At 37.5% G+C, this 25,565-nt stretch carries 21 protein-coding genes; 10 read left to right on the top strand and 11 right to left on the bottom strand.

What is annotated here, in order from left to right; all coding sequences use genetic code 11:
* Nucleotides 1–31: 31 nt before the first annotated feature.
* From rplI to HMPREF2846_RS02145, 3 genes are read right to left on the bottom strand one after another with little or no spacing between them, the layout of a single operon-like run.
* Nucleotides 32–481 (bottom strand): 50S ribosomal protein L9, encoded by a 450-nt coding sequence (rplI, locus tag HMPREF2846_RS02135; protein ID WP_002480283.1) that lies wholly within the window; start codon nucleotides 479–481, stop codon nucleotides 32–34.
* The gene (locus tag HMPREF2846_RS02140) at nucleotides 478–2,445 is read right to left on the bottom strand and encodes a DHH family phosphoesterase (protein WP_002480284.1); all 1,968 of its coding nucleotides are present in this window, start codon (nucleotides 2,443–2,445) and stop codon (nucleotides 478–480) included. The genes rplI and HMPREF2846_RS02140 overlap by 4 nt, the downstream gene beginning before the upstream one ends.
* A 14-nt stretch (nucleotides 2,446–2,459) precedes the next feature.
* Nucleotides 2,460–3,386: a DUF2232 domain-containing protein gene (locus tag HMPREF2846_RS02145; RefSeq protein ID WP_172954256.1), complete on the bottom strand. Its 927-nt coding sequence runs from the start codon at nucleotides 3,384–3,386 to the stop codon at nucleotides 2,460–2,462.
* A 216-nt stretch (nucleotides 3,387–3,602) separates the two neighbouring features.
* Here HMPREF2846_RS02145 and HMPREF2846_RS02150 point away from each other — a divergent pair, with 216 nt between their 5' ends.
* Nucleotides 3,603–3,794, top strand: a complete 192-nt coding sequence (locus HMPREF2846_RS02150; RefSeq protein ID WP_070625478.1) for a hypothetical protein — start codon at nucleotides 3,603–3,605, stop codon at nucleotides 3,792–3,794.
* A 137-nt stretch (nucleotides 3,795–3,931) separates the two neighbouring features.
* Nucleotides 3,932–4,162 carry a hypothetical protein gene (locus HMPREF2846_RS02155; protein WP_002480287.1) on the top strand — a complete coding sequence of 77 codons (231 nt, stop codon included), beginning with the start codon at nucleotides 3,932–3,934 and terminating at the stop codon, nucleotides 4,160–4,162.
* Nucleotides 4,163–4,440: 278 nt separating this feature from the next.
* Here HMPREF2846_RS02155 and serS read toward each other — a convergent pair whose 3' ends face one another.
* Nucleotides 4,441–5,727, bottom strand: coding sequence for a serine--tRNA ligase (gene serS / locus HMPREF2846_RS02160; RefSeq protein ID WP_002480288.1), 1,287 nt, complete (start codon nucleotides 5,725–5,727; stop codon nucleotides 4,441–4,443).
* Between the two features lie 394 nt (nucleotides 5,728–6,121).
* Nucleotides 6,122–7,636, bottom strand: a complete 1,515-nt coding sequence (hutH, locus tag HMPREF2846_RS02165) for a histidine ammonia-lyase (protein WP_070625480.1) — start codon at nucleotides 7,634–7,636, stop codon at nucleotides 6,122–6,124.
* Nucleotides 7,637–8,071: 435 nt separating this feature from the next.
* Between hutH and HMPREF2846_RS02170 the strand changes: the two genes are divergently transcribed.
* A complete protein-coding gene (locus tag HMPREF2846_RS02170) occupies nucleotides 8,072–8,896 on the top strand; it encodes an NAD(P)H-hydrate dehydratase (RefSeq protein ID WP_023014869.1) in 825 nt (274 codons plus the stop codon).
* An 85-nt stretch (nucleotides 8,897–8,981) separates the two neighbouring features.
* Here HMPREF2846_RS02170 and gyrA read toward each other — a convergent pair whose 3' ends face one another.
* The 6 genes from gyrA to dnaA form a co-directional block, all read right to left on the bottom strand.
* The gene (gyrA, locus tag HMPREF2846_RS02175) at nucleotides 8,982–11,666 is read right to left on the bottom strand and encodes a DNA gyrase subunit A (RefSeq protein WP_057510711.1); all 2,685 of its coding nucleotides are present in this window, start codon (nucleotides 11,664–11,666) and stop codon (nucleotides 8,982–8,984) included.
* Nucleotides 11,667–11,727: 61 nt separating this feature from the next.
* Nucleotides 11,728–13,656, bottom strand: coding sequence for a DNA topoisomerase (ATP-hydrolyzing) subunit B (gyrB, locus tag HMPREF2846_RS02180; protein ID WP_031262353.1), 1,929 nt, complete (start codon nucleotides 13,654–13,656; stop codon nucleotides 11,728–11,730).
* A gap of 12 nt (nucleotides 13,657–13,668) precedes the next feature.
* The gene (gene recF, locus HMPREF2846_RS02185; RefSeq protein ID WP_002480293.1) at nucleotides 13,669–14,781 is read right to left on the bottom strand and encodes a DNA replication/repair protein RecF; all 1,113 of its coding nucleotides are present in this window, start codon (nucleotides 14,779–14,781) and stop codon (nucleotides 13,669–13,671) included.
* Entirely contained in the window at nucleotides 14,778–14,987 is a 210-nt protein-coding gene (gene yaaA, locus HMPREF2846_RS02190; RefSeq protein WP_199790672.1) for a S4 domain-containing protein YaaA, read from the bottom strand. Before yaaA ends, recF begins: the two co-directional genes overlap by 4 nt.
* A gap of 368 nt (nucleotides 14,988–15,355) precedes the next feature.
* Complete coding sequence (dnaN, locus tag HMPREF2846_RS02195) at nucleotides 15,356–16,492, bottom strand: DNA polymerase III subunit beta (protein ID WP_057510713.1); 1,137 nt, start codon at nucleotides 16,490–16,492, stop codon at nucleotides 15,356–15,358.
* Between the two features lie 257 nt (nucleotides 16,493–16,749).
* Complete coding sequence (dnaA, locus tag HMPREF2846_RS02200) at nucleotides 16,750–18,114, bottom strand: chromosomal replication initiator protein DnaA (RefSeq protein ID WP_023014873.1); 1,365 nt, start codon at nucleotides 18,112–18,114, stop codon at nucleotides 16,750–16,752.
* A gap of 644 nt (nucleotides 18,115–18,758) precedes the next feature.
* Here dnaA and rpmH point away from each other — a divergent pair.
* The 7 genes from rpmH to HMPREF2846_RS02235 all read left to right on the top strand — a co-directional run bounded on the left by rpmH (nucleotide 18,759) and on the right by HMPREF2846_RS02235 (nucleotide 25,526).
* Entirely contained in the window at nucleotides 18,759–18,896 is a 138-nt protein-coding gene (gene rpmH / locus HMPREF2846_RS02205; RefSeq protein WP_000240855.1) for a 50S ribosomal protein L34, read from the top strand.
* Nucleotides 18,897–19,038: 142 nt separating this feature from the next.
* Nucleotides 19,039–19,392 carry a ribonuclease P protein component gene (gene rnpA / locus HMPREF2846_RS02210; protein WP_023014874.1) on the top strand — a complete coding sequence of 118 codons (354 nt, stop codon included), beginning with the start codon at nucleotides 19,039–19,041 and terminating at the stop codon, nucleotides 19,390–19,392.
* A 133-nt stretch (nucleotides 19,393–19,525) separates the two neighbouring features.
* Nucleotides 19,526–20,905, top strand: coding sequence for a tRNA uridine-5-carboxymethylaminomethyl(34) synthesis GTPase MnmE (gene mnmE, locus HMPREF2846_RS02215; RefSeq protein WP_096754688.1), 1,380 nt, complete (start codon nucleotides 19,526–19,528; stop codon nucleotides 20,903–20,905).
* Between the two features lie 15 nt (nucleotides 20,906–20,920).
* Entirely contained in the window at nucleotides 20,921–22,795 is a 1,875-nt protein-coding gene (mnmG, locus tag HMPREF2846_RS02220; RefSeq protein ID WP_070625484.1) for a tRNA uridine-5-carboxymethylaminomethyl(34) synthesis enzyme MnmG, read from the top strand.
* The gene (gene rsmG / locus HMPREF2846_RS02225) at nucleotides 22,796–23,518 is read left to right on the top strand and encodes a 16S rRNA (guanine(527)-N(7))-methyltransferase RsmG (RefSeq protein ID WP_060803761.1); all 723 of its coding nucleotides are present in this window, start codon (nucleotides 22,796–22,798) and stop codon (nucleotides 23,516–23,518) included.
* Nucleotides 23,519–23,564: 46 nt separating this feature from the next.
* Nucleotides 23,565–24,407: a nucleoid occlusion protein gene (gene noc, locus HMPREF2846_RS02230; RefSeq protein WP_070625486.1), complete on the top strand. Its 843-nt coding sequence runs from the start codon at nucleotides 23,565–23,567 to the stop codon at nucleotides 24,405–24,407.
* 123 nt (nucleotides 24,408–24,530) lie between these two features.
* Complete coding sequence (locus HMPREF2846_RS02235; RefSeq protein WP_002480302.1) at nucleotides 24,531–25,526, top strand: hypothetical protein; 996 nt, start codon at nucleotides 24,531–24,533, stop codon at nucleotides 25,524–25,526.
* Nucleotides 25,527–25,565: the final 39 nt, after the last annotated feature.

A 25,565-nucleotide genomic window follows, 5' to 3' on the forward strand; every position in this document is an offset into this window, starting at 1 on the left:
TTTTTGATTACACCTCTAATTATTTCATTGCTTATTTTTGTTCAACAGTGTGAACACGGATTGTACCATCGACTTTTTTGTCTAATTTTACTGGTACATTTGTATAACCTAAGGCATGGATACCGTTAGGTAAGTCCATTTTACGTTTATCAATTTTGATATCGTGTTGTTTTTGTAAGGCTTGTGCAATTTGTTTTGTGCTGACAGAACCGAATAATTTGCCGCCTTCACCTGATTTAGCTGTGACTTCTACTTCGATGTCTTCAAGACGTTTTGCTAATGCTTTCGCATCTTCGATTTCTTGTTCTCTTTCTTCTTCGGCACGTTTGTTTTTAAGTTCTAATTGTTTCAAGTTACCTGGTGTTGCTTCTACTGCAACATTTTTCTTGAATAAGAAGTTTTGTGCGTAGCCTACAGGTACGTCTTTAACTTCGCCTTTCTTACCTTTACCTTTAACATCTTGTGTGAAAATTACTTTCATTGTCCTTCACTCCTACTAATTTGTTCATCTATTGCTTGTTGTAATTGTTCTACTGCTTCATCTACTGTTACACCTTTAATTTGCGTGGCAGCATTTGTTAAATGTCCACCGCCGCCTAAAGCTTCCATTGTCAGTTGGACGTTGATAGAGCCAAGTGAACGGGCTGAAATACCCACTAAGTCATCTTCTCGTCTAGCCACTACATAAGAGGCCTCTACACCATCTAAACTTAACAATTCGTCTGCAGCTTGTGCAACTGTAACAGGGTGATAGATTTTATCATTAGATCCGTGTGCCACCGCAATACCATTGCTTTGTAGTTTCACAGTACGGATAAGCTCTGAACGATTAATGTACGTATCAATATCATCTTTTAAGAAATGCTGCGTCAAGATCGTATCTGCACCATGTGCTCTTAAGTAACTTGCCGCATCAAAGGTTCTTGAACCTGTACGTAATGTGAAGTTACGCGTATCGACAATAATACCTGCATACATAATCGTTGATTCTAATCTTGTCAGACGTTGTTCTGTCGGTTGGTATTCAAGGAGTTCCGTCACAAGCTCAGCTGTAGAGCTGGCATAAGGTTCCATATATACCAATAATGGATGAGAGATAAAGCTTTCACCACGACGATGATGGTCGATCACGACTTTACGGTTTGCTTTATTTAAAATGTTCTCATCTAATACCATTTCTGGTTTATGTGTATCAACAACAACTAATGTCGTTTTCGATGTCATAATATCCCAAGCATCATCTGATGTGATGAAACGTTCTTTTAATTCTGGTTTCTTATCAATTTCATCCATCACACGACGTAATGTCGGATCGATATCTTCTTCATTTAACACAACATAAGCATCTAAGTTATTCATCATCGCAAAGCGTGAAACACCGATAGCTGCACCGATTGCGTCTAAGTCAGGACGTTTATGTCCCATAATGATAACTTTGTCGCCTTCCATCAAGATATCTTTTAAAGCATGTGAGATAACACGCGCACGTACACGTGTACGTTTTTCCATCGGGTCAGTCTTACCACCATAGAATCTTACATTACCATTGATATGTTTGATTGCGACTTGGTCACCACCACGGCCAAGGGCTAAGTCTAAACCTGATTGTGATAATTCCCCTAAGTCAATCAAGTTCTCTGAACCTTCACCGACACCAATACTTAATGTCAATTGTGCGCGGTAACCTACACTCTTTTCACGTAGGTTTCGCAACAAGTCGAAATTTGATTCTTCTAATTGGTCAAGAATACGACGGTTTAAATACGCTACGAATTGGTCTGAACTATACCGCTTGAAATAGATATCATACTCAGAAGCCCAACGACTGATGACACGTGTGACCATAGAGTTGATTTCAGAACGCTGTGTATCGTTCATATTTTGTGTGATTTCATCGTAGTTATCAAGGAATAAGGTTGCGATAACCGGTTTCGATTCTTCATATAATTCATACGTGTGTACTTCTTCGGTAATATCAAAGAAATATAAGACATGTTCATCTTCTGAATAACGCACACGATAATGATAATTGCCATCTGTAATTTCAATCTCTTGCGTCTTCTCTAATTGTTTCAGAATGTTCGGGTACACTTCATTTATCGGATCTGAGATAACATTACGATCCAATCGTTCAGACATGAAATGGTTCATCCATTCTACATCTTCATTCTCATCAAGAACAATGATGCCAATCGGCAAACTTTTAATCGCGATACTATTGCCAGCTGATATCTGTCCGCTTAAATCATCTACATATTGATCTAATCGTATGAATGCATTACGAAACGCAAATGCACTGATAATAATCATCACAAGTAAGACTGCAGTTGCGATACCAGCAATCAATTGGTTAAAAATAAACCAAACAACAACTAATGCGATTGCAGTTAATACCATAAGCAAGAAAGGAATAAACAATGCTTTCTTCGTAGATTGACGATTCATTCTGTCACCTCAAATCATTTTTTAATAAATCGTTTTAAATTGAATGTAATATCTACAACACCCAGTAAGCCGATAATCGGTATCACAGGTGTCAGTAAAAATCCTATAACCATTAATAAAATGCCCACACCTACCGGCATACGTTTCGCTTTCGCAAAGTAAGCAATGAAACTTAAACCTTGGATGAACATAATAAATGATAAGATAACTTGCATATTTAAAACGATACTTTGGAATGTGCCAGGTTGCGTTGCGAACATGACACAAAGCAATACTATAAAGTAAATGTATGCGAGTACACGTTTAAACTGCCATGCATATAACGGTTTAAACACTGGGGTTGCTATTTTAAACTTACGTAAAATCGGAAACGATACAATCAAGTTAATGAGTATCATAATAAAAATAACGATAATCGTATAACTAGGTAATTGAACTGCTAATTGTCTAAAACCTTCTTCTAACACACTACGTGAAGAAGCATCTAGTCCACTCATTGCCATTGCTTGATACATTTGATCTTTAAATGGTTTCACAAGCACTTGTGAAAGCGGAAGTTTATCGAAGACTTGAAGCAGCATAAAGCCTGCCAAACTGATGATACTCATATATGTAGTTGCGATATAGAGTATACGTTCTTTCGATGTACGTTCTTTTAATAATTGCCCTACTATCAAACTCAAAATCAAAATGAAGATGATATAACTCAGTACACCCTCACTTCCGAACAGGACAGTTAAAATAACTGTAATCAGTGCGGCAATACCGAAAGACATAATAGACTTATGCCATAGAATAATACCAGGCACCGTTGCAATAAAAAATAAGATGAGTCCGGCAACCGGTATAACATAGGTGACTGCCACAATAATCAGCAATGCCAATGTTGCAAGTAGCGTCGCCTTCAGGTCTATTTTTGCAAACAAATTCGCCACTCCTATACTTTAGTAACTATAAGAATTATTTTAACATAGTTGGCAAGAATCACCTACTTGATATCACTAGCTTGCTACATGTTTTTAACAGCATAGATAAAGTTCAATTTCTTCAGTTGTATCTTATCAACTATACCCAATATTTTATAATGTTTTCCTTCAGAAAAGTGAGGTATATAATAAATAAAGTATTTATATTATAACAACTATGGAGGAGATTTTATGACAGCTGGAAGTATCGTTACATATTCTATTGTAGGTTTGTTATTAATTGCAGCGATGATCATTTTATTTATTGAAACGAAAAAAACTAAGCAAGTAAGAAATCAAAAAATGACGATCATCGCTTTATTACTCACTACCGCATCAACTCTAATCATCTTCATTTTTAGTTTGATTCAATCACTCTCTTAACTAAATAAGAAAGACTTGGACTCTATCCATTTGTTAAATTTTTATTAATTACCGAAAACGCTATCGTAATATATTGCAAACCACGTTATAATGAGAGTGATAAAAAAAGATTTAAACGAAGAAGGAGTACCAGAAGTATGCAGAAAGTTTTCTTAGCTGGAAGCAGTCTTGCGCTGTTCTTCACAAGCATTTTATGTTTCGTATTGCATGCCTTAATTAAAATGAGCATTACAGGTCTCATCTTTTTAAACGCAGGAAATTTTCTGATTCCACTAGGTTGTGCATTTGTGACACTAAGTATTATGAGTGTCATCGCATTTCTATATGTTGATACCGCTGAGCAATCAGAAACACAAAACCAAGAGTGATAAAGTTATACTGACGCTTGTCTGGAGTAAGACATCCGTTCGTGTACAAACTCTTTAACATCAACACTTTTAAACTATTCTATTTCAACCGATTATCCTTAGAGGGTAGTCGGTTTTTCTTTGTGTTTCAGGAAATAACAAGACGGGAAATATTAATTTCCCATATAAAAAGAGGACGCTATGTTGGTAAGGCATAGCGTCCATGTGGTAGGTAAATATATATATTGGAACGAGGTTGGATCATCTTAATTCGTTTTCCAACTACTCGATGATCCCATTTATTTTGTTGCAGGGCCGATTTTTTCTTTTCCGCCCATGAACGGTACCAATGCTTTAGGAATCGTAATTGATCCATCAGCGTTTTGGTAATTTTCAACAATTGCTGCAAACGTACGACCTACTGCTAAGCCGCTTCCGTTCAATGTATGAACTAATTCTGGTTTAGCATCTTTGTCGCGTTTGAAACGAATGTTAGCACGACGTGCTTGGAAATCTGTCATGTTAGAGCATGAGCTGATTTCTTTGTAATCTTGATAACTTGGAAGCCAAACTTCTAAGTCATATGTTTTACTTGAACTGAAACCTAAGTCGCCAGTACAAAGAATGACACGACGATATGGTAATTCAAGTTCTTCTAAGATTGCTTCTGCGTCGCTTGTTAACTGTTCTAATGCATCCCAAGAATCTTCAGGTTTTTCAAAACGTACCAACTCAACTTTATCGAATTGGTGTAAACGGATTAAGCCACGTGTGTCACGTCCGGCAGAACCCGCTTCACTTCTGAAGCAAGCTGACTGTCCAGTGAACTTGCCTGGCAATTTATCTGCAGACAAGACTTCTTCGCGGTAGAAGTTAGTTAACGGTACTTCCGCAGTAGGAATCATGTAAAGTCCTTCTTTTTCAATCTTGAATAAGTCTTCTTCGAATTTTGGAAGTTGACCTGTACCATACATAGAATTTGCATTCACAAGTTGTGGTACCATCATTTCAGTATAGCCGTGCTGTGTTGTATGTTTTGTTAACATGTAGTTCATTAATGCACGTTCTAACTGTGCACCTTCATTTGTTAAGAAGACGAAACGCGCACCAGATACACGTGCAGCACGTTCGAAATCTGCCATACCTAATTCTTCAACTAAATCCCAGTGTGCTTTCGCTTCGAAGTCGAATTCACGAGGCGTACCCCATTTTTTCACTTCGATGTTTTCTTCATCAGTTTCGCCTTCTGGCACATCATCATGCATGATATTAGGGATTGTAGATAATTTATAATGTAAGTCATCATCCACTTCGTTTAACTCAGTATCGATATCTTTGATTTTATCGCCAAGTTCTCTCATTTGTTTAATGACATCATCCGCATTTTCTTGATTGCGTTTTTTCTCAGCGATTTCACCGCTTACTCGGTTACGTTCAGCTTTCATTTCTTCTGCTTTACCGATTAACTCACGGCGTTTACCATCAAGTTCTAATACTTTGTCCACGATTTGTGGGTCCATTCCGCGTAATCTTACTTTCTCTTTCAAGCGATCCGTTTCGTTTCTAAACAATTTAATATCTAACATGTGTCAGTCATCCTTTCAAAATAAGTGTCGGGGTATTTAAATTCAAATTAATAATATAATTAGAGCAGCTGAAAAAAGAATAAAAAAATACCACGCCCCTACAAGGGACGTGGTATTACGTGTTGCCACCCTATTTAACAGTATGTATCAAATTAATTGATGCACACTGCACTCTCTCTAAAATAACGGTTAACCCGGTTGTTCTCTCAAATGCAGGTAGATTCGTCACGTAGTCTTAATTGCTTATTCACACCAACCATAAGCTCTCTGGAATTAATAACTAGGATTACTTATCCTGCGAACAATGTCTTATGAACTTAACTTCACTATAGCAAATAGTTATTTAAATTGCAACTCAAATATAAAATTTTTCTGAATTCAAGAAAAATTCATGTTATTTGCATTCTGCATCAGTATACGCTGCTTGCTGTAAATAACGCGATACTTGCGTGATATCATGATGGAATTGACGGTCTTCTGTAATGGATGGCGTAATATTTCTTAACGTCTCATATTTCTCAAGTGAGCGTGGCGATAATTGATCAATACCTTTTAATTCTACCGCTTGCAACGCAATAATTAATTCAATCGATAACACTCTACGAGCATTATCCACAATTTGATAGCCATGTCTTGAACCAATTGTACCCATAGAGACATGATCTTCTTGGTTCGCAGATGAAGGAATAGAATCCACACTCGCAGGATGCGCCAATGTTTTATTTTCTGATACTAAACTCGCTGCCGCATACTGCATAATCATCGCACCACTTTGTAAGCCTGGTTCAGGACTTAAGAAAGCAGGTAAACCACCATTCAATTGTGGATTTACTAAACGTTCTAAACGACGTTCTGCGATATTCGCAAGTTCACTTACCGCAATTTTCAAGAAGTCTAACGCATATGCAACAGGTTGACCATGGAAGTTGCCGCCTGAAATAACTAATGTTTCATCACCTTCATGGAAGATTAACGGATTATCATTCGCCGCATTCATTTCACGTTCTAATTGTTGTTTCACAAATTTCAATGTTTCAAAGCTTGCGCCATGAACTTGTGGAATACAACGTAACGTATACGCATCTTGAACTCTGATTTCACCTTGTGTCGTCGTTAACTGAGAATCTTCTAACCAATACAACATACGATCTGCGACTGCACTTTGTTTAGGGAAATTACGCGCATCATGTACTTCAGGACGATACGCATCCGTAATACCGTTTAACGCTTGATGTGTTAACGATGCAATCCATTCTGATTGATAAGCTAACGCTTCCGCTTCAATCCAGCTGATGACACCTTGTGCTGTCATAGCTTGTGTCCCGTTAATCAACGCCAAACCTTCTTTGGCAGATAACGCTAACGGTTCACGACCTAATTCATGTAAGACCTCAATACTCTCTTTTTCTTCTTGTTGATAAAAGACTTTGCCTTCTCCAATTAAAGCTAACGCAAGATGAGATAGAGGTGCTAAGTCACCTGAAGCGCCTAATGAACCTTGTTGTGGAATAATCGGAATAATACGTTCATTAATAAAATAAACTAATTGATCAACTAAATCAGTTGTGACACCTGAATGACCTTTCAACATTGTATTCAAACGTAAAATCATCATCACAAGTGCAACATCGTGAGAAAACGGATCACCTGTACCGCAAGCATGCGAACGAATCAAGTTCACTTGAAGTTGATTGTATTGCTGCGGATCGATTAAGACATCACTAAACAAGCCGAAGCCTGTTGTAATTCCGTAAATCGTTTCTTTATTTTTAATAATATCTTCTACAATGGCACGACTTTGTTTAACGCGTTCCATCGCATCAGATGAGATTGTTACCTTATCTTGCTGGTGTAAAAATTTTTTTATATCTTCAATTGTGAGCGATGCTCCGTTTAATTCTAGTGTCAATTGAATTACCCCCTCAGAAAATAAATGTATACAATTATCCCAAGTGTACGCTTACATTTTTAGAAGGACAATAGATTCTGCCAAAGCCGTAGCGTGTTAATACGTCACTAGTTTAGCACGCTAAATTTAAATAACAGTTTTCTATCCAGACAGACAATATGAGTTAAACAAAGGTAATCTTCACCCGTTCATCCTTACGCGCACAAGACTTTACAAAACGTTCAATAAGTCTTCGCAAGGAAAGTGTTGACTTACCTAAACGATAGGTATAAGATGTTGTAATGCATTGAGAAACAATCAACATTACAGGTATGAAAGGCTCACTCCAATGACAGGGGTGTGCTTAAATTTTATAAATAATCAAATACATCGAAAACCTAAAGCTCCATTGTATGAAGCTTAAGTGTAAAATGAATGGGTTATGGAGGGATTATGGTGGAAATTTTAACAGATGTTACGATTCCAAAACGAAAAGATGAGACGCACAAAGGAGATTACGGCAGAATCTTATTAATTGGCGGAAACGCAAATTTAGGCGGCGCAATTATTATGGCTGCACGTGCATGTGTGTATAGCGGAAGCGGTTTGATTACAGTTGCGACACATCCGACGAATCATGCAGCATTACACTCACGCTGTCCTGAAGCGATGGTTGTGGACATTAATGATACGAAGATGTTAACGAAACTCATTGAAACATCAGACAGTATTTTAATCGGCCCTGGACTTGGTTTAGACTTTAAAGGCAATAATGCGATGACATTCTTGCTTCAAAATATCCAACCGCATCAGAACCTGATTATTGATGGTGATGCGATTACAATTATGAGTAAATTAAAAGTAGAAGTACCTAAGTGTCAAAATGTTGTGTTCACACCACACCAAATGGAATGGGAAAGATTAAGCGGCATTCCAATTGAGGAACAAACTTATGAACGTAACCGTGAAGCTGTAGATCAAATACACTCTGCAGTTGTCTTAAAACAACATGGTACAGAAATCTATTTAAAAGATAACACGTACAAATTAGAGATTGGTACACCAGCTATGGCTACTGGCGGTATGGGTGATACATTATCAGGTATTATCACAAGTTTTATCGGTCAGTTTGACGACTTTGATTACGCGGTTAAAACTGCGACATATGTGCATAGTTATATTGGCGAACACTTATCTAAAGAAATGTACGTTGTTCCGCCATCAAACTTAATCGCAGAAATCCCATATGCGATGAAGCGTTTAGAAGAAAAAGAAAATTAAACTTAATCTATTAAGAGTAATAAAAAAGCTTTCTGCTTAACCTAGTGGTTTTGCAGAAAGCTTTTATTTTATCTATTCACTTAAATTATTCTTCTTCGTTATCTTCATCTTCTGAATCTGCGTTTTCAATATCTTCGTTCACGCGATCCATGAAGTCTTGTCTTAATTCAGTGCGTTCACCGTCTTCTTCTACAGTTTCATCTAATTCTTCTGTATGAATTGTACGGTCATCATCTTCTGATTCTACGACTTGTTCACTGATTGTTGGTGTTGGACCATTTTCACCTGGTTCTGTTTCATCTTCAGAAGTACCTTCTAATTCATCTTCTGGTTCTTCTTGAACTTTCGCAACCGTAGAAACAAATTGTTCATCACTCAAGCGGATTAATCTTACCCCTTGTGCTGAACGTCCGTTTTGTGAAATGTCGCCGACATCGATACGTATAATGACACCATGGTTTGTGACAATCATTAAGTCCTCTTCGCCTGTTACTGTTGTGATGCAGACGATATCACCATTTTTCTCAGTAATCGTAGCTGTTTTGATACCTTTACCGCCACGGTTAGACACACGGTATTCTTCAAGTGGTGTACGTTTACCGTAACCATTTTCAGTGACTACTAATACTTCATCTTCACTATCGCCATTTGCGACTGCGAGTCCGATGACTTCATCACCTTCACGTAAAGTGATACCTTTTACGCCGGCAGCTGTTCGGCCAAGTGGACGTAAGAGTGATTCTTTGAAGCGGATAAGTGATGCACGTGATGTACCAAGTAAGACATCTTTTGAGCCATCTGTAAGACGTACTGCTACGAGTTCATCTTCATCTCTGAAGTTGATCGCAATCTTACCGTTTCTATTGATGTGTGAGAAGTTGCTTAGAGATGAACGTTTCACGATACCGTGTTTCGTTGCGAAGATTAAGAAGGCATCTTCTTTCTCTAAATCTTTCACCGCAATCATCGTACTGATGACTTCATCATTTTCAAGCTCAATTGCGTTGATAACTGGAATACCTTTAGACTGACGTGAGAGTTCCGGCACCTCGTACCCTTTAAGTTTGTAGACACGTCCTTGGTTCGTAAAGAACAATACATGGTCGTGGGTACTCAATGTGACAATTTGACTCACGAAGTCTTCTTCTAATGTATTCATACCTTGCACACCGCGACCGCCACGATTTTGTGCACGGTACGTAGAAACAGGTAAACGTTTGATGTAGTTATTATGACTTAATGTGATTACAATTTGTTCTTCTGGAATTAAGTCTTCATCTTCAATATGGTCTAAACCGCCAAGTTGAATTTCAGTACGACGTTCATCACCATATCGTTCTCTGACTTCGATTAATTCGTCACGAACAAGTTGTAATAATTTTTCTTCGTCAGCAAGAATCGCTCTTAATTCTTCAATGTATGCAATTAAGTCGTTATATTCAGATTCAATTTTATCTCTTTCTAAACCTGTTAAACGTCTTAAACGCATATCTAAGATAGCTTGTGCTTGACGCTCAGATAATTTGAAGCGTTCTTGTAAACGTTCCATTGCTACTTTATCTGTATCAGATTCACGGATTGTTGTGATGATTTCATCAATATGGTCTAACGCAATACGTAAACCTTCTAAGATATGTGCACGGTCTTCAGCTTTTTTCAAGTTGTATTCTGTACGTCTACGTACGACTACTTTTTGATGTTCTAAGTATTCGACCAATGCTTCTTTTAAATTAATTAATTTCGGTCTGCCATTGATTAAGGCAATCATGTTTACACCGAATGAAGTTTGAAGTGGTGTTTGTTTGTATAAATTATTTAGAATAACACTCGCATTCGCATCTTTACGGACATCGATTACGACACGTACACCAGTACGTAAACTTGTTTCATCACGTAAGTCTGTAATACCATCGATTTTCTTGTCACGTACTAATTCTGCGATTTTCTCAATCATACGCGCTTTGTTGACTTGGAACGGAATTTCAGTCACAACGATACGTTGACGACCGCCGCCGCGTTCTTCAATTTCAGCACGTGCACGCATTTGAATAGATCCACGTCCTGTTTCATAAGCACGACGGATACCGCTCTTACCTAAAATTAAACCAGCAGTCGGGAAGTCAGGTCCAGTAATGTCTTCCATCAATTCTGCGATTGTGATATCAGGATTATGACTTAAACTTAATACACCATTGATGACTTCTGTCATGTTGTGAGGTGGAATGTTCGTCGCCATACCTACCGCGATACCTGCAGCACCGTTCACTAAGAGGTTAGGGAAACGTGCCGGTAAGACTTCCGGCTCTCTTTCTGTACCATCATAGTTATCGATAAAGTTGATTGTATCTTTATTGATATCTCTTAATAATTCAGTCGCAAGTTTTGTCATACGTGCTTCTGTATAACGCATTGCTGCTGCACCATCGCCATCCATGGAACCGAAGTTACCTTGACCGTCTACAAGAGGATAACGATAGCTGAAATCCTGAGCCATACGTACCATGGCTTCATAGATAGATGAGTCACCGTGAGGGTGATATTTACCCATTACGTCACCTACGATACGTGCGGATTTCTTATACGGTTTATCAGGCGTCATCCCTTGTTCGTTCAACCCGTACAAAATACGACGATGTACCGGTTTCAAACCATCTCTGACGTCTGGCAAAGCACGAGATACGATAACACTCATCGCATAGTCTAAGAACGATTCACGCATCTCGTTACTAATATTTCGTTCAATTATTCTTGATTCAGGATATTCAGCCATCAAGATTGCCTCCTTAAGTTATTAATTCCGTAGCTGTTTCGCTGATTCATAGCTTCCAAAATTAGAAATCCAAGTTCGCGTAAACCGCATTTTCTTCGATGAATTGACGACGATTTTCTACAACATCGCCCATTAACATTTCGAAAGTTAAATCCGCTTCAATCGCATCTTCTAATGTCACTTGTAACATTGAACGATGCTCTGGATTCATTGTTGTTTCCCATAATTGATCTGCATCCATTTCACCTAAACCTTTATAACGGGCAATAGACCATTTCGGTGTCGGTTTCAATTCAGATTTCAATTTCTCTAATTCACGTTCGTTAAAGACATAGTATTTCTGTTTACCTTGTGTCAATTTGAATAAAGGCGGTTGTGCAATGTATACATAACCCGCTTCAATCAACGGACGCATGAAGCGATAGAAGAATGTCAATAACAGTGTTCTGATATGCGCACCATCCACATCGGCATCTGTCATGATAACGATTTTGTGATAACGTGCTTTCGAAATATCGAATTCTTCTCCGATACCGGTACCGAATGCAGTAATCATAGAACGGATTTCATTATTATTTAAGATTCTGTCTAAACGTGATTTTTCAACGTTCAAGATCTTACCACGTAGCGGTAAAATCGCTTGTGTTCTTGAATCACGACCAAGTTTTGTAGACCCCCCGGCAGAGTCACCTTCGACGATGAAGATTTCACTCTCTTCAGGGTTTTTACTTGAACAGTCAGCTAATTTACCTGGTAAGCTTGAAACTTCTAATGCTGATTTTCTACGAGTTACTTCACGTGCTTTTTTAGCTGCGATACGTGCACGAGAAGCCATCATACCTTTTTCGACAATAATACGAGCAACTTGTGGATGTTCTAACAAGAAACGCTCCATATCCTCTGTGAAGAGTCTGTCTACGATTTGACGAACTTCAGAGTTGCCGAGTTTTGTTTTTGTTTGTCCTTCGAATTGAGGGTTGCTGTGCTTAATTGAGACAACCGCTGTTAAACCTTCACGTGTATCTTCACCAGATAAACGCTCTTTATCATCTTTCATAATGCCTTGTTGAATACCATAACTGTTCAATACACGTGTTAATGCACGTTTAAAGCCGTCTTCATGTGTACCGCCTTCGTAAGTATGGATATTGTTCGCATAAGATAATAAGTTTGTTGAGAAACCGCTGTTGTATTGCAATGCAATTTCTACTTCCACGTCATCTTTACGGTCATGTAAGTAAACCGGCTCATCAAATAAAGGCTCTTTATTCTCGTTGATTAACTCAACGTAAGATTTAATACCGCCTTCATAGTGATATGAGTCTTCTTTTACTTCTTCACCGCGTTCATCACGTAAAGTAAGCTGAATGCCTTTGTTTAAGAAAGCCAACTCACGAATACGTTTTTGAAGCAATTCATACTGATACGTTGTTGTTTCAGTAAAGATTTCAGGGTCAGCTTTAAAGCGGATTTCAGTTCCTGTATGTTCTGTTTCGCCAACCACTTTTAAATCATATTGAGGAACCCCGCGTTTATACGCTTGGTTATAAATTTTATTATTACGGTGTACAAACACTTCTAATGTTTCAGAAAGTGCGTTAACAACTGAAGATCCTACACCATGCAGACCGCCTGATACTTTGTATCCGCCACCGCCGAATTTACCGCCGGCATGCAATACAGTTAAGATAACCTCAACTGCTGGACGGCCCATTTTTTCTTGAATATCAACTGGAATACCACGGCCGTTATCTGTTACACGAATCCAGTTATCTTTCTCGATAATGACTTCGATTGTATCAGCATAGCCAGCCAATGCTTCGTCAATACTATTATCTACAATTTCCCATACAAGATGGTGCAGACCTCTTTCTGAAGTCGATCCGATATACATACCTGGACGTTTACGAACGGCTTCAAGTCCTTCTAATACCTGTATTTGTCCAGCACCATAATCTTCCGTGTTGTTCACATCTGACAATGCTTCCACCTTCACTTTCTATCACTTGATAATTTCACCTTGATTGATTCGGTAAAGTTTTGCATGTTTCATAATTTCATGATCAATACCTTCTACAGACGTTGTAGTCACAAATGTCTGCACCTTATCTTGAATTGTACTCAGCAGGTGAGTCTGACGAGAGTCATCTAATTCACTCAGCACATCATCAAGCAATAAGATAGGGTATTCGCCGACTTCTTTGTTAATCAGTTCAATCTCAGCCAGCTTAATTGATAATGCAGATGTCCGCTGTTGACCTTGTGAGCCATAGGTCTGAGCATCCATCCCATTAACGTTAAAACCTAAATCATCACGGTGCGGACCATAAAGGGCCACGCCGCGTTCTATTTCTCTGTCCATATTGTCAGCCATCAATTGCTGCACTTCTTCAAACAAAGCCGCTTCATCCTCAGTATCAGACAACTTCAAGCTCGGACGATATTTAACCTCTAAGCTTTCTCTGTTGTCTGTAATGCTGGCATGAATCGGTTGTGCAAGCACTTCTAATTCCTCGATAAAGTGCGCACGCTTCAAAGTGACTTTAAGCGCATACTCCGCAAACTGCTGATTTAATACCTCAAGCATTGTGCGGTCTGTTTTCTGCTTAATCTGAAGCTGTTTTAAGTAATTGTTCTTTTGTTTCAAAATCCGTTGATATTGAGACAAATCATTCAGGTAAACCGCAGACATCTGACCTAGCTCCATATCAATAAAGCGACGTCTGACTTGCGGTGATCCTTTGACAATATTCAGGTCCTCTGGGGCAAAAAGAACAACATTCAAGTGTCCGATATATTGTGTCAGACGATGTTGTTCTAAATGATTTACTTTAACCTTTTTGCCTTTTTTAGTTATAAACATGGTCAATGGCATCTTCCCATGTCGATAACTCAGCTCACCTTCTATTTTAGCATACTCAGCCCCAAAGCGTATGAGCTCTTTATCATTTGAAGTTCGATGGCTTTTCGCTAATGCAAGTGTGTAAATGGATTCTAATAAATTAGTTTTGCCTTGCGCATTTTCACCAATCAAAATATTCACATCTGGATGGCAATCCAATGCGACTTCTTCATAATTGCGATAATTTTCAAGTTGGAGTGCATTTAATTTCATTGGTCACCTTGATGAGCAATTACAAAAGAACCCACTTCAGGTATTTCAATTTGATCGCCATCTTCGAGTTTTTTACCACGACGTGTTTCACGCTCACCGTTTAAGAAAACTTCGAAATCTTTTAAAAACCATTTTGCCTGTCCACCTGATTCAATAATGCCTTCAGTTTTCAGGAATTGTCCTAAAGTAATGTCACCTTCAACCATGATTTTTTCAGTCAACACACTCACTCCATTTCTTTATAAGGTCATTAATATATTATACCTTTTTTCGTAATAAATTTCATGTTTGAGCGGTTGAAATCTAGCGTTTTCTCATCATTTTTTCACGTTAATCTCATATTTTGAATTTTTCAGCGTCTTTAACACTCATTTTTCGCATTTTAAAAGGTGACATTGAACATTTTAAGCGCATCGATATTTTTATCCTAAATAATTTTAAAGTGCATTCAGCGACATCTGAGACACTTTAAAATGAATTTCACGTTGTTATTTTGAATCTGCCATAAAAAAACGGAAACCCTGCAAAGAGGATTTCCGTTTTTTAAAGTGAATGTCACCTTTTGTTTTTGAGATTAGTATGTTCTGATTGGCAAGATTAATTGCACAACTGAATCGTCATCTTTTGGTTTTAATGTGAATGGTTTCATCGTACCGAAGAATTCAACTTCTACTTCGTCATTATCGATTGCTTTTAAAGCGTCCATCATGTACTTAGAGTTGAATGAGATTTTCAAGCTGCTGCCTTCCACACTGTTTGCATCAACATCTTCTTTTACCGTACCGATTTCTGGTGATGTAGAAGAAAGTTCAACTTCTTGATTGCCAGTGCTTAATTTAATTACGTTATTGCCACCTTCACGTGCAAGTAATGAGGCACGATCAATCGCGTGATAGAAATCACTGTTGCTCATTTCAATTTTTGTTTCGTAGTTCTCTGGGAACAAACGAGACGTATCTGGATAATGTCCTTCAAGCAATCTTGAAATGAAATTGATGTTGCCGACTTTAAATAACACTTGGTTAGATGCGAAGAAGATATTAATGTCATCTTCTGAATCAGTGACAATTTTATTAAGTTCAGCTAAAGCTTTACCTGGAATGATGACATTTTTATTTTCAATGTCTTCGTCTTCTAGTTTAAGTTTACGAACTGCTAAACGGTGTGAGTCTGTTGCAGTGCATATTAATTCATTATCTTGAATCAACCAGTTCACACCAGTTAAAACTGGCCGTGTTTCTGAGGTGGACACTGCGAAGTTTGTTTGTGCAATCACGTTTTTAAGTACTTTAATTGGTAATTGAATTGCGTCATCTTGAGAAACTTGAGGTAATAGTGGATATTGATCTGGGTCTAAGCCGCTCAAGTTGAACTCTGAATGACCTGAAGTAATCAATGTTTGGAATTGCTCATTTGTTGATAACTTCACATCTTTGCCTGGTAATTTTTTAATAATATCTACAAAGAAACGACCAGGAAGTACAACGGATCCTGTTTCAGCAATCGTTACAATCTCTTCTCCGTCAACTTCTTTAGGGATTGAAATTTCAATTGAAATCTCAGAATCTGAACCTGTTAAAATAATGCCTTCTTCTTTTGCATCGATTTTGATACCCGTTAAGATCGGCAATGTTGTTCTTGGTGAAATGGCTTTTAATGTGTCATTTAATTGATTTATGAAATAGTCTCTTTTAATCGTGAATTCCATCATAAATTTTAAACTCCTTCCAGTCGTTTATAACTTAATTATATAGGTTTTAAAACCGTAGTAATAGTAGTAGGGGCTGTGGATAAGTGGATAACCGAGATAAAACCTTGTCACACAAAGTTATACACATGTGGATAAACTGTGTATGGTGTGTACAACTTTTACACATTGTCCACAATGACGATTTAGTTCGCTGTATTATAACAGCTTCGATTTCTCACTTATTTTTACCCGAATTGCTAGTAAAATTATTTAAATGTTTACTGATTTCGAATTTCTTTCTCCAAATTTTCAACTTCTTGTTTGAAAATCGGATCTTTTTCCATATCTACCCGAATTGTTCTATGAGCATGAATCACAGTTGTATGATCACGTCCCCCGAACTCTTCTCCGATTTTAGGAAGGGAGAAATCTGTAAGTTCGCGTGATAGATACATCGCGATTTGACGCGGATAGGCAATGGATTTCGTACGTTTTTTTGCAATGAAATCTTCTTGGCGCACATTGTAATATTGACCGACTACTTTTTGAATATCTTGAATTGTGATTTTCTTAGATTTCGGTGTTTGAATAATATCTTTTAGTGCTTCAGCAGTCAGTTCAGTCGTAATCGGTTCACCTTGTAATCTTGAATAGGCGATGACACGTGTTAATGCACCTTCTAATTCACGAATGTTCGACTGAATTTGATTTGCGATATAGGTTAAAGATTCTAATGGAATATCCACATCTTCTTCCTCTAATTTTTTCTGCAGAATAGCCATTCTTGTTTCATAATCAGGCGGTGTGATATCAACGATCAAGCCCCATTCGAAGCGTGAACGCAGGCGATCTTCTAATTTCGAAATTTCCTTTGGTGGTCGGTCACTTGAAATCACAATTTGTTTTTCTGCTTGGTGTAAGTCATTGAAAGTATGGAAGAATTCTTCTTGTGTTTGTTCTTTGTTTTGAATGAATTGAATATCATCAATCAATAGAACATCAATGTTTCTGTATTTTTCACGGAATTGTTCCGTTTCGTTATCACGAATAGATTTAATAAATTCGTTCGTGAATTTTTCACTTGATGTGTAGATAACTTTCGCATCTTTATTATTTTGTAGAACGTAATGACCGATAGCATGCATCAAGTGAGTTTTGCCTAAACCTACGCCTCCGTAGATGAAGAGTGGGTTGTAAGCTTTTGCGGGTGCTTCCGCGACTGCAAGACTTGCAGCATGAGGGAAGCGGTTCCCAGGTCCGATAACAAAAGTTTCGAATGTGTTGTGTGCGTTAAATTGATCTTCGCTGCTGTTTAGGAAACCAGGAGTTTCCGTTTCTTTTTCTGGCTGTTTGTCTTTTTGATCATCTTTAAGTTTTTTATCAGCTGTTAAATCGCTTTGAATGACAAATCGAGGCTTAAGCGGCGTTCCAATTGCTTTTTCGAATAAATTTTCTACAATATCCATGTATTGCTTCTTTAGAAAATTTTGAATGAAGTTATCTTCGACTAAAATAATCGCTTCAGAATCTTCAATGTCGATCAGCTTTGTTTTTGGAGGCTCAAACCAAGTTGAGTAACTGACTTCTGCCAATTCGCTTTTAGCTAATTCAAGAACTTTTTCCCAAATTTCTTCTTTTGACATATAAACTCCATCTTTCTTTAAAATTTTTTTGACTTATACACAAAATCACACCCCGTGGATAACTTTCCACACAGGCTGTTAATAATTATCCACAAGTTAATCACACCCCGTGGATAACTTTATTTAATTTTGCGTTATACACAGAAAAAATGTTGATAATTGTAAGTTGTAAACCGTTTATTTATCAAACCTTACAAGACTTATCCACACAATTATACTTATTAACAAATCTACCTGTCAAACTCTTGTGGATATGTGGTTTTTATGTGCAAACGTCTGTGTATAGTAACATAATTATCCACAGAATGTCACTGTTCATCTGTGAATAAGTGGATAACTTTTTGAATATATCTCACTTAAAATGTACTTGCTTTATAAGGTTGAATTTGTTATATTTTAGTAGTTGCTTGAATTATGACTAAGATATTGATAATTGAACTAAGTAAGGTAAGTCTTTTGATATAGATGCTTAACCTTTCGCAGACACCGTAGAAATACTTCGGTGATACTTGGTAGAAGGCTGTAATATCTCAGTTATATTAGATGAGGCTGTAGATGCAGATCTTTTCCAAGACTCTCATCACATTGTTAAGATGAGAAAGCGACTATAAATGAAGATAGATTCGATATGGAGGTGTTTTTACATGGTAAAACGTACTTATCAACCAAATAAACGTAAACACAGTAAAGTTCATGGTTTCAGAAAACGCATGAGCACTAAAAATGGCCGTAAAGTATTAGCGCGTCGTCGTCGCAAAGGCCGTAAAGTTTTATCAGCATAAGATCACTGACCTATCAGTGGTCTTTTTTTTGCTTTCATGCAGGTAAAAAAGATACACGGGTTGGAAAATACAGTTCTGATTCTTTACACTAGAACTTAATGATAGGGTAGGGGAGCAGCAAGAATAGAAAAATAAGTGAGTGATGGAAGTGGAAAAAGCATATCGCATTAAAAGAAATAGCGATTTTCAAACGATTTATAGAAGAGGAAAGTCATTCGCAAATCGCCAATTTGTCGTTTATGTCATGCCAGATAAAAATTTGACTCATTTTCAATTAGGAATCAGTGTTTCTAAAAAACTCGGCAATGCAGTGACACGCAATCGTATTAAAAGGGCAATCAGAGAAAACTTTAAAGTACATAAAGAAGATATGATTGCGAAAAAGATTATTGTTATTGCAAGACAACCTGCAAAAGATATGACTGTACTGGAAATTCAAAAAAGTTTAGAGCATGTACTTAAAATTGCAAAACTATTCAATAAGAGAATAAAGTAGACTAACCGAAGTCTTATATCAGACAAACGCCAGTCTAACCTCCATAGAATTCGAACACATATGTGGCAATTTACAATAAAAGTCATTACAATTATAGAGTTAGAAATTTAAGTAGAGGAGGCGAAGCAGCATGTTGGATTTAGATACAATTACCAGTATTTCTACTCCGATGGGAGAGGGTGCGATTGGTATTGTCCGTTTATCAGGAAGTCGTGCAATCGAAATCACTGATAAACTCTATAAAGGAAAGAAACCATTAGCTGAAGTAGATTCGCATACAATTAATTATGGACATATTGTCGATCCTGATACGAATGAAGTAGTAGAAGAAGTAATGGTATCCGTGCTGCGTGCACCAAAAACATTTACAAGAGAAGATATCGTAGAAATTAACTGTCACGGCGGAATCTTAACGATTAATCGTGTATTAGAACTTACAATGACGGCTGGTGCTAGAATGGCTGAACCTGGGGAGTATACAAAACGCGCATTCTTAAATGGCCGTATTGACTTATCTCAAGCTGAAGCAGTCATGGATTTCATTCGTTCTAAGACAGACCGAGCGTCTAAAGTTGCGATGAATCAGATTGAAGGACGTTTAAGTGATATGATCAAGCGTCAACGTCAATCTATTTTAGAAATCCTAGCACAGGTTGAAGTGAATATTGATTACCCAGAATATGACGATGTAGAAGATGCGACAACTGAATTCTTATTAGAGAAATCAGAAGAAATCAAATCAGAAATCGATCGTCTTTTAGCAACAGGTACACAGGGTAAAATCATGAGAGAAGGACTTTCGACAGTTATAGTCGGTAAGCCTAACGTCGGTAAGTCTTCTATGTTGAATAACTTAATTCAAGATAATAAAGCGATTGTGACAGAAGTTGCGGGTACTACGCGGGATGTCTTGGAAGAATACGTCAATGTGCGTGGTGTACCACTTCGTCTCGTCGACACAGCAGGCATCCGTGAGACTGAGGACATTGTAGAAAAAATCGGTGTGGAACGTTCACGCAAAGCTTTAAGTGAAGCAGATTTAATCTTATTTGTCTTAAACTACAATGAAGCATTAACAGAAGAAGATGTTAAATTATATGAAGTCATCAAGAATGAAGATGCGATTGTGATTGTGAATAAAACAGATTTAGAACAACATCTTGATTTAGATGAAGTTCGTGATATGGTCGGAGATATGCCAGTCATTGAAACATCTATGTTAAAACAAGAAGGCATTGATCAATTAGAAGAACAAATTCGTGACTTGTTCTTCGGCGGTGAAGTTCAAAACCAAGATATGACTTACGTTTCAAACTCAAGACATATTTCATTGCTGAAACAAGCACGTCACTCGATACAAGATGCAATAGATGCAGCAGAAGCTGGTATTCCTATGGATATGGTTCAAATTGATTTAACTAGAACTTGGGAGATTTTAGGAGAGATTATCGGTGCTTCTGCAAGCGACGAATTGATTGACCAGTTATTCAGTCAGTTCTGTCTCGGAAAATAAAAAGGAGGACAAAGTATGGCTTTGGATTATGATGTAATTGTCATCGGTGCTGGGCATGCCGGTATTGAAGCAGGACTTGCTTCTGCACGACGCGGCGCCAACACATTGATGCTGACAATTAATTTAGATAACGTTGGTTTTATGCCATGTAACCCATCAGTAGGGGGACCAGCTAAAGGGATTGTTGTTCGTGAAATCGACGCACTCGGCGGTCAAATGGCTAAAACAATCGATAGAACGCATATTCAAATGCGTATGTTGAATACAGGTAAAGGACCTGCAGTACGTGCAGTACGTGCACAAGCAGATAAAGCTTTATACCAACGTGAAATGAAGCGTGTATTAGAAGATGAAGAAAACTTGCATATCATGCAAGGAATGGTAGACGAATTAATTATTGAAGATGACGAAATTAAAGGTGTGCGTACGAATATTGGTACAGAATACCGTTCAAAAGCCGTTATCGTCACAACAGGTACATTCTTACGCGGTGAAATTATTTTAGGTAACTTGAAATATTCAAGTGGCCCTAATCACCAATTACCATCTATTACACTAGCGGATAACTTACGTGAACTTGGTTTTGAAGTCGTACGTTTCAAAACAGGTACACCGCCACGTGTAAACTCAAAAACGATTGATTATGATAAAACAGAAATTCAACCAGGTGATGATGTAGGACGTGCATTCAGTTTCGATACAACTGAATATATCTTAGATCAATTACCATGCTGGTTAACTTATACAAATGATAAGACACACCAAGTGATTGATGACAACTTGCATCTGTCAGCGATGTACTCAGGTATGATTAAAGGTAAAGGCCCACGTTACTGTCCATCTATTGAAGATAAATACGTGCGTTTCCACGATAAACCACGTCACCAATTATTCTTAGAACCAGAAGGTCGTGACACGAACGAAGTATATGTTCAAGGTCTTTCAACAAGCTTGCCAGAACATGTACAACGTGAAATGCTTCAAACGATTCCTGGCTTAGAAAAAGCAGATATGATGCGTGCGGGTTATGCGATTGAATATGATGCATTAGTACCGACACAATTATGGCCGACACTTGAAACTAAGAAAATCAAAAACTTATACACTGCAGGTCAAATTAACGGAACTTCAGGTTATGAAGAAGCGGCTGGTCAAGGTTTAATGGCTGGTATCAATGCGGCAGGACGTGTGTTAGGCACAGGCGAAAAAGTATTAAGTCGTTCTGATGCTTATATTGGTGTCTTAATTGATGACTTGATTACAAAAGGTACGAATGAACCATACCGTCTCTTAACATCACGTGCAGAATATCGTTTATTATTACGTCACGATAATGCAGACCTACGTTTGACTGACCTAGGTCATGAATTAGGCTTGATTTCAGAAGAACGTTACGCGCGTTTCAATGAAAAACGTGATCAAATCCAAGCTGAAATTGATCGTTTATCTAACATTCGTATTAAACCGAATGAACACACACAATCTGTGATTAAATCACGTAACGGTTCTCCATTAAAAGACGGTATCTTAGCGATTGAATTACTACGTCGTCCAGAAATGGATTACCAAGCAATCCTTGATATCTTAGAAGAAGAACATCAAATTCCAGCTGACGTTGAAGAACAAGTTGAAATTCAAACGAAATATGAAGGTTATATCAATAAATCATTACAGCAAGTAGAAAAAGTAAAACGTATGGAACAGAAGAAAATTCCACACGACTTGGACTATAGTAAAATTGACAGCTTAGCAAGTGAAGCACGTGAAAAATTAGCAGAAGTTAAACCATTAAACATTGCACAAGCGTCACGTATTTCAGGCGTTAACCCTGCTGATATTTCAATTTTACTGATTTATCTAGAACAAGGTAAGCTTGAAAGGGTGAAATAAATGAGTGTTGAATGGTTGGCTGACAAGCTAGAAACACACGGCATTACATTGAACGACCAACAAAAACAACAGTTTCAAACTTATTATGAAATGCTTGTAGAGTGGAATGAAAAAATGAACTTAACAAGCATTACAGATGAATCAGAAGTATATTTGAAACACTTCTATGATTCAATTACAGCCGCATTTTATGTGGATATGACAAAAGAACTCAGCATCTGTGATGTAGGTGCTGGTGCTGGGTTCCCAAGTATCCCGTTAAAAATTGTCTTTCCACAGCTGAAAGTGACAATTGTAGATTCGTTGAATAAACGTATCCAATTCCTAAATCATCTTGCCGATGCTTTAGGGTTACAAGGTGTCAGCTTTGTACATGAACGTGCAGAGAACTTTGGGAACACCCGTGGAGACAACCGGGAGTCTTATGACATTGTGACAGCACGTGCAGTTGCACGTCTGACAGTGTTAAGTGAGTTATGCTTGCCGTTAGTGAAAACAGGCGGTCATTTCGTAGCGATGAAATCTTCTAAAGGTGAAGAAGAGTTAGAAGAAGCACGCTTTGCGATTGGGGTCTTCGGCGGCAGAGTTGAAGCGATCGAAACTTTTGAATTGCCTGAAGATGCAGGTGAGCGTCAAATTATTATCATTGAAAAGCGTAGTAAAACGCCTAAAAAGTATCCGAGAAAAGCCGGAACGCCTAACAAATCTCCTTTACTAAAATAAAAATAAATATTAGTATATAATTATATTTAGAGGGAGAGATTGCGGAATGAAAAAGCCTTTTTCTAAACTATTCGGTTTAACAAATAAAGATGAAGAAATGACAGGCGCTACTGAAGATGAACGCAATAATCATGTTGAATCAATTCAAATTGAAAAGATTGTGCCGAACCGCTATCAACCAAGACAAGTCTTTGATCAAAGCAAGATTAATGAACTTGCGGAATCCATCCAAGAACATGGATTGCTACAACCGATTGTGGTACGACCGATTGAAGAAGGAATGTATGAAATCATAGCTGGGGAACGTCGCTTCAGAGCTATGAGCAGTATTCATATGGCTTATGCAGATGTGATTATTCGTGATATGACGGATGAAGAAACAGCAGTCGTCGCTTTAATAGAAAATATTCAACGTGAGAATCTATCAGCAGTTGAAGAAGCAGAAGCCTATCAGAAACTGTTAGAGCTTGGAGACACAACACAAAGTGAATTAGCACAAAGTGTCGGTAAAAGCCAAAGCTTTATCGCAAACAAACTGCGTTTACTGAAACTTGCTCCTAAAGTGCTTACGAAACTTTCAGAAGGCAAGATTACAGAACGTCACGCACGTGCTTTGTTAAGTTTATCTCACGAAGAACAAGAAGAAATGGTCCAAATTATTATTGATCAACACTTGAACGTGAAACAAACAGAAGCGAGAGTCAAAGCCAAAGTAGGACCTGAAAAAGTTAAAGCTGTGCCGCTTCAATTCGCCAAAGATTTGACGAAAGCACGCGAAACTCTACAAAACAGCTTTGAAACTATCGAACAAAGTGGAATCCGTGTCGAACAAAAAGAACGCGACCACGATGATTATTTAGAAATTAAAATCAGAGTATATAAACGTTAACAACCATTCGCCTCGTTGCGAGTGGTTTTTTTATTTTCTTAAATAAAAAGTGAACAACTAATAGCTTTTTGTATATAATAGAAAAGGATGAGATATTGAAAGTGAAGGAGAATTAAGACATCTATGAAATTACAGCATTTATTTACTTCAGCAGTAGTTTTAACCCTTTTATTAGCTGGATGCAGTCACAATGAAAAACAAAATGATTCTGCAAAGCAAGAAGCAAAAAGTAAAACGGATAATAAAAAAAGTGAACACAAATCAACTTCCAAAAAAGAAAATGAAGCAAACAAAGATGCGCAACAAATAGAGAAGACAGTCAGCCAATTAACAATTAATGAGAAAATAGCTTTAGCAATGTTTTTACCACAAGAAAAAACAAACTATATGATATCAGCTGATGAGTTATTGAATCATTCATATATAAGATATACGCATGGTGTAGATCTTGGTAAGATGTTAGGCGATAAGGCAACAAAACAATCTATTCAAGAGTATCATTTAAATAAAATGTTACCTGAAAGAATTACAGATGTGCCACAAAACGTAAAATTTTATGAACCTGAAGAAACTAAGCAAAACTTTGCTGAGCTATTTGGTTTTACAGGAAACCAGATTATTATTGCAGGTAGTCAAAGTCCTAAGACTTATGATGAAATTTTAAAAGAACGTGGAACTCATATCTATAACTTAGAAGATTTATACAAACAATATGGTCATAATCCAAACTTTAAAAAGGTCGTAAGTTTGGTTAAAGTAAGCGAATCAGTGAGGAATCCAGAGAGTGATAATGCATCTTCTTCTAAAGAAACAGATAATGCTACTTCAAATAATAAACAAAGAAGAAAGTTAAGTCCTGGTGATGTATATACACCAGATGGTAACATGAATAGTCAAGTTGCAATACACAAGGTAGAAGAATATATAGGACATAAACTAGATCCACGAAAATATGAATTTAATGGGCCTCCTAAAAGACATTTCGTTGATGATTACACATTGGATCATACATGGACTGTTAATTTTAGAAATTTAGAAACACATACACAGTATAATTATTCAGTTGATAAAGATGGAAAAGTAGAAAAACTAGATAACTTTGGTACGCCACCAGAGTAGTACTTGGGGGTCGGGACATAAATGTTCTGACTTCTAATA

The sequence above is a fragment of the Staphylococcus sp. HMSC056G08 genome (genome assembly GCF_001812305.1).
GTDB lineage: Bacteria > Bacillota > Bacilli > Staphylococcales > Staphylococcaceae > Staphylococcus > Staphylococcus simulans.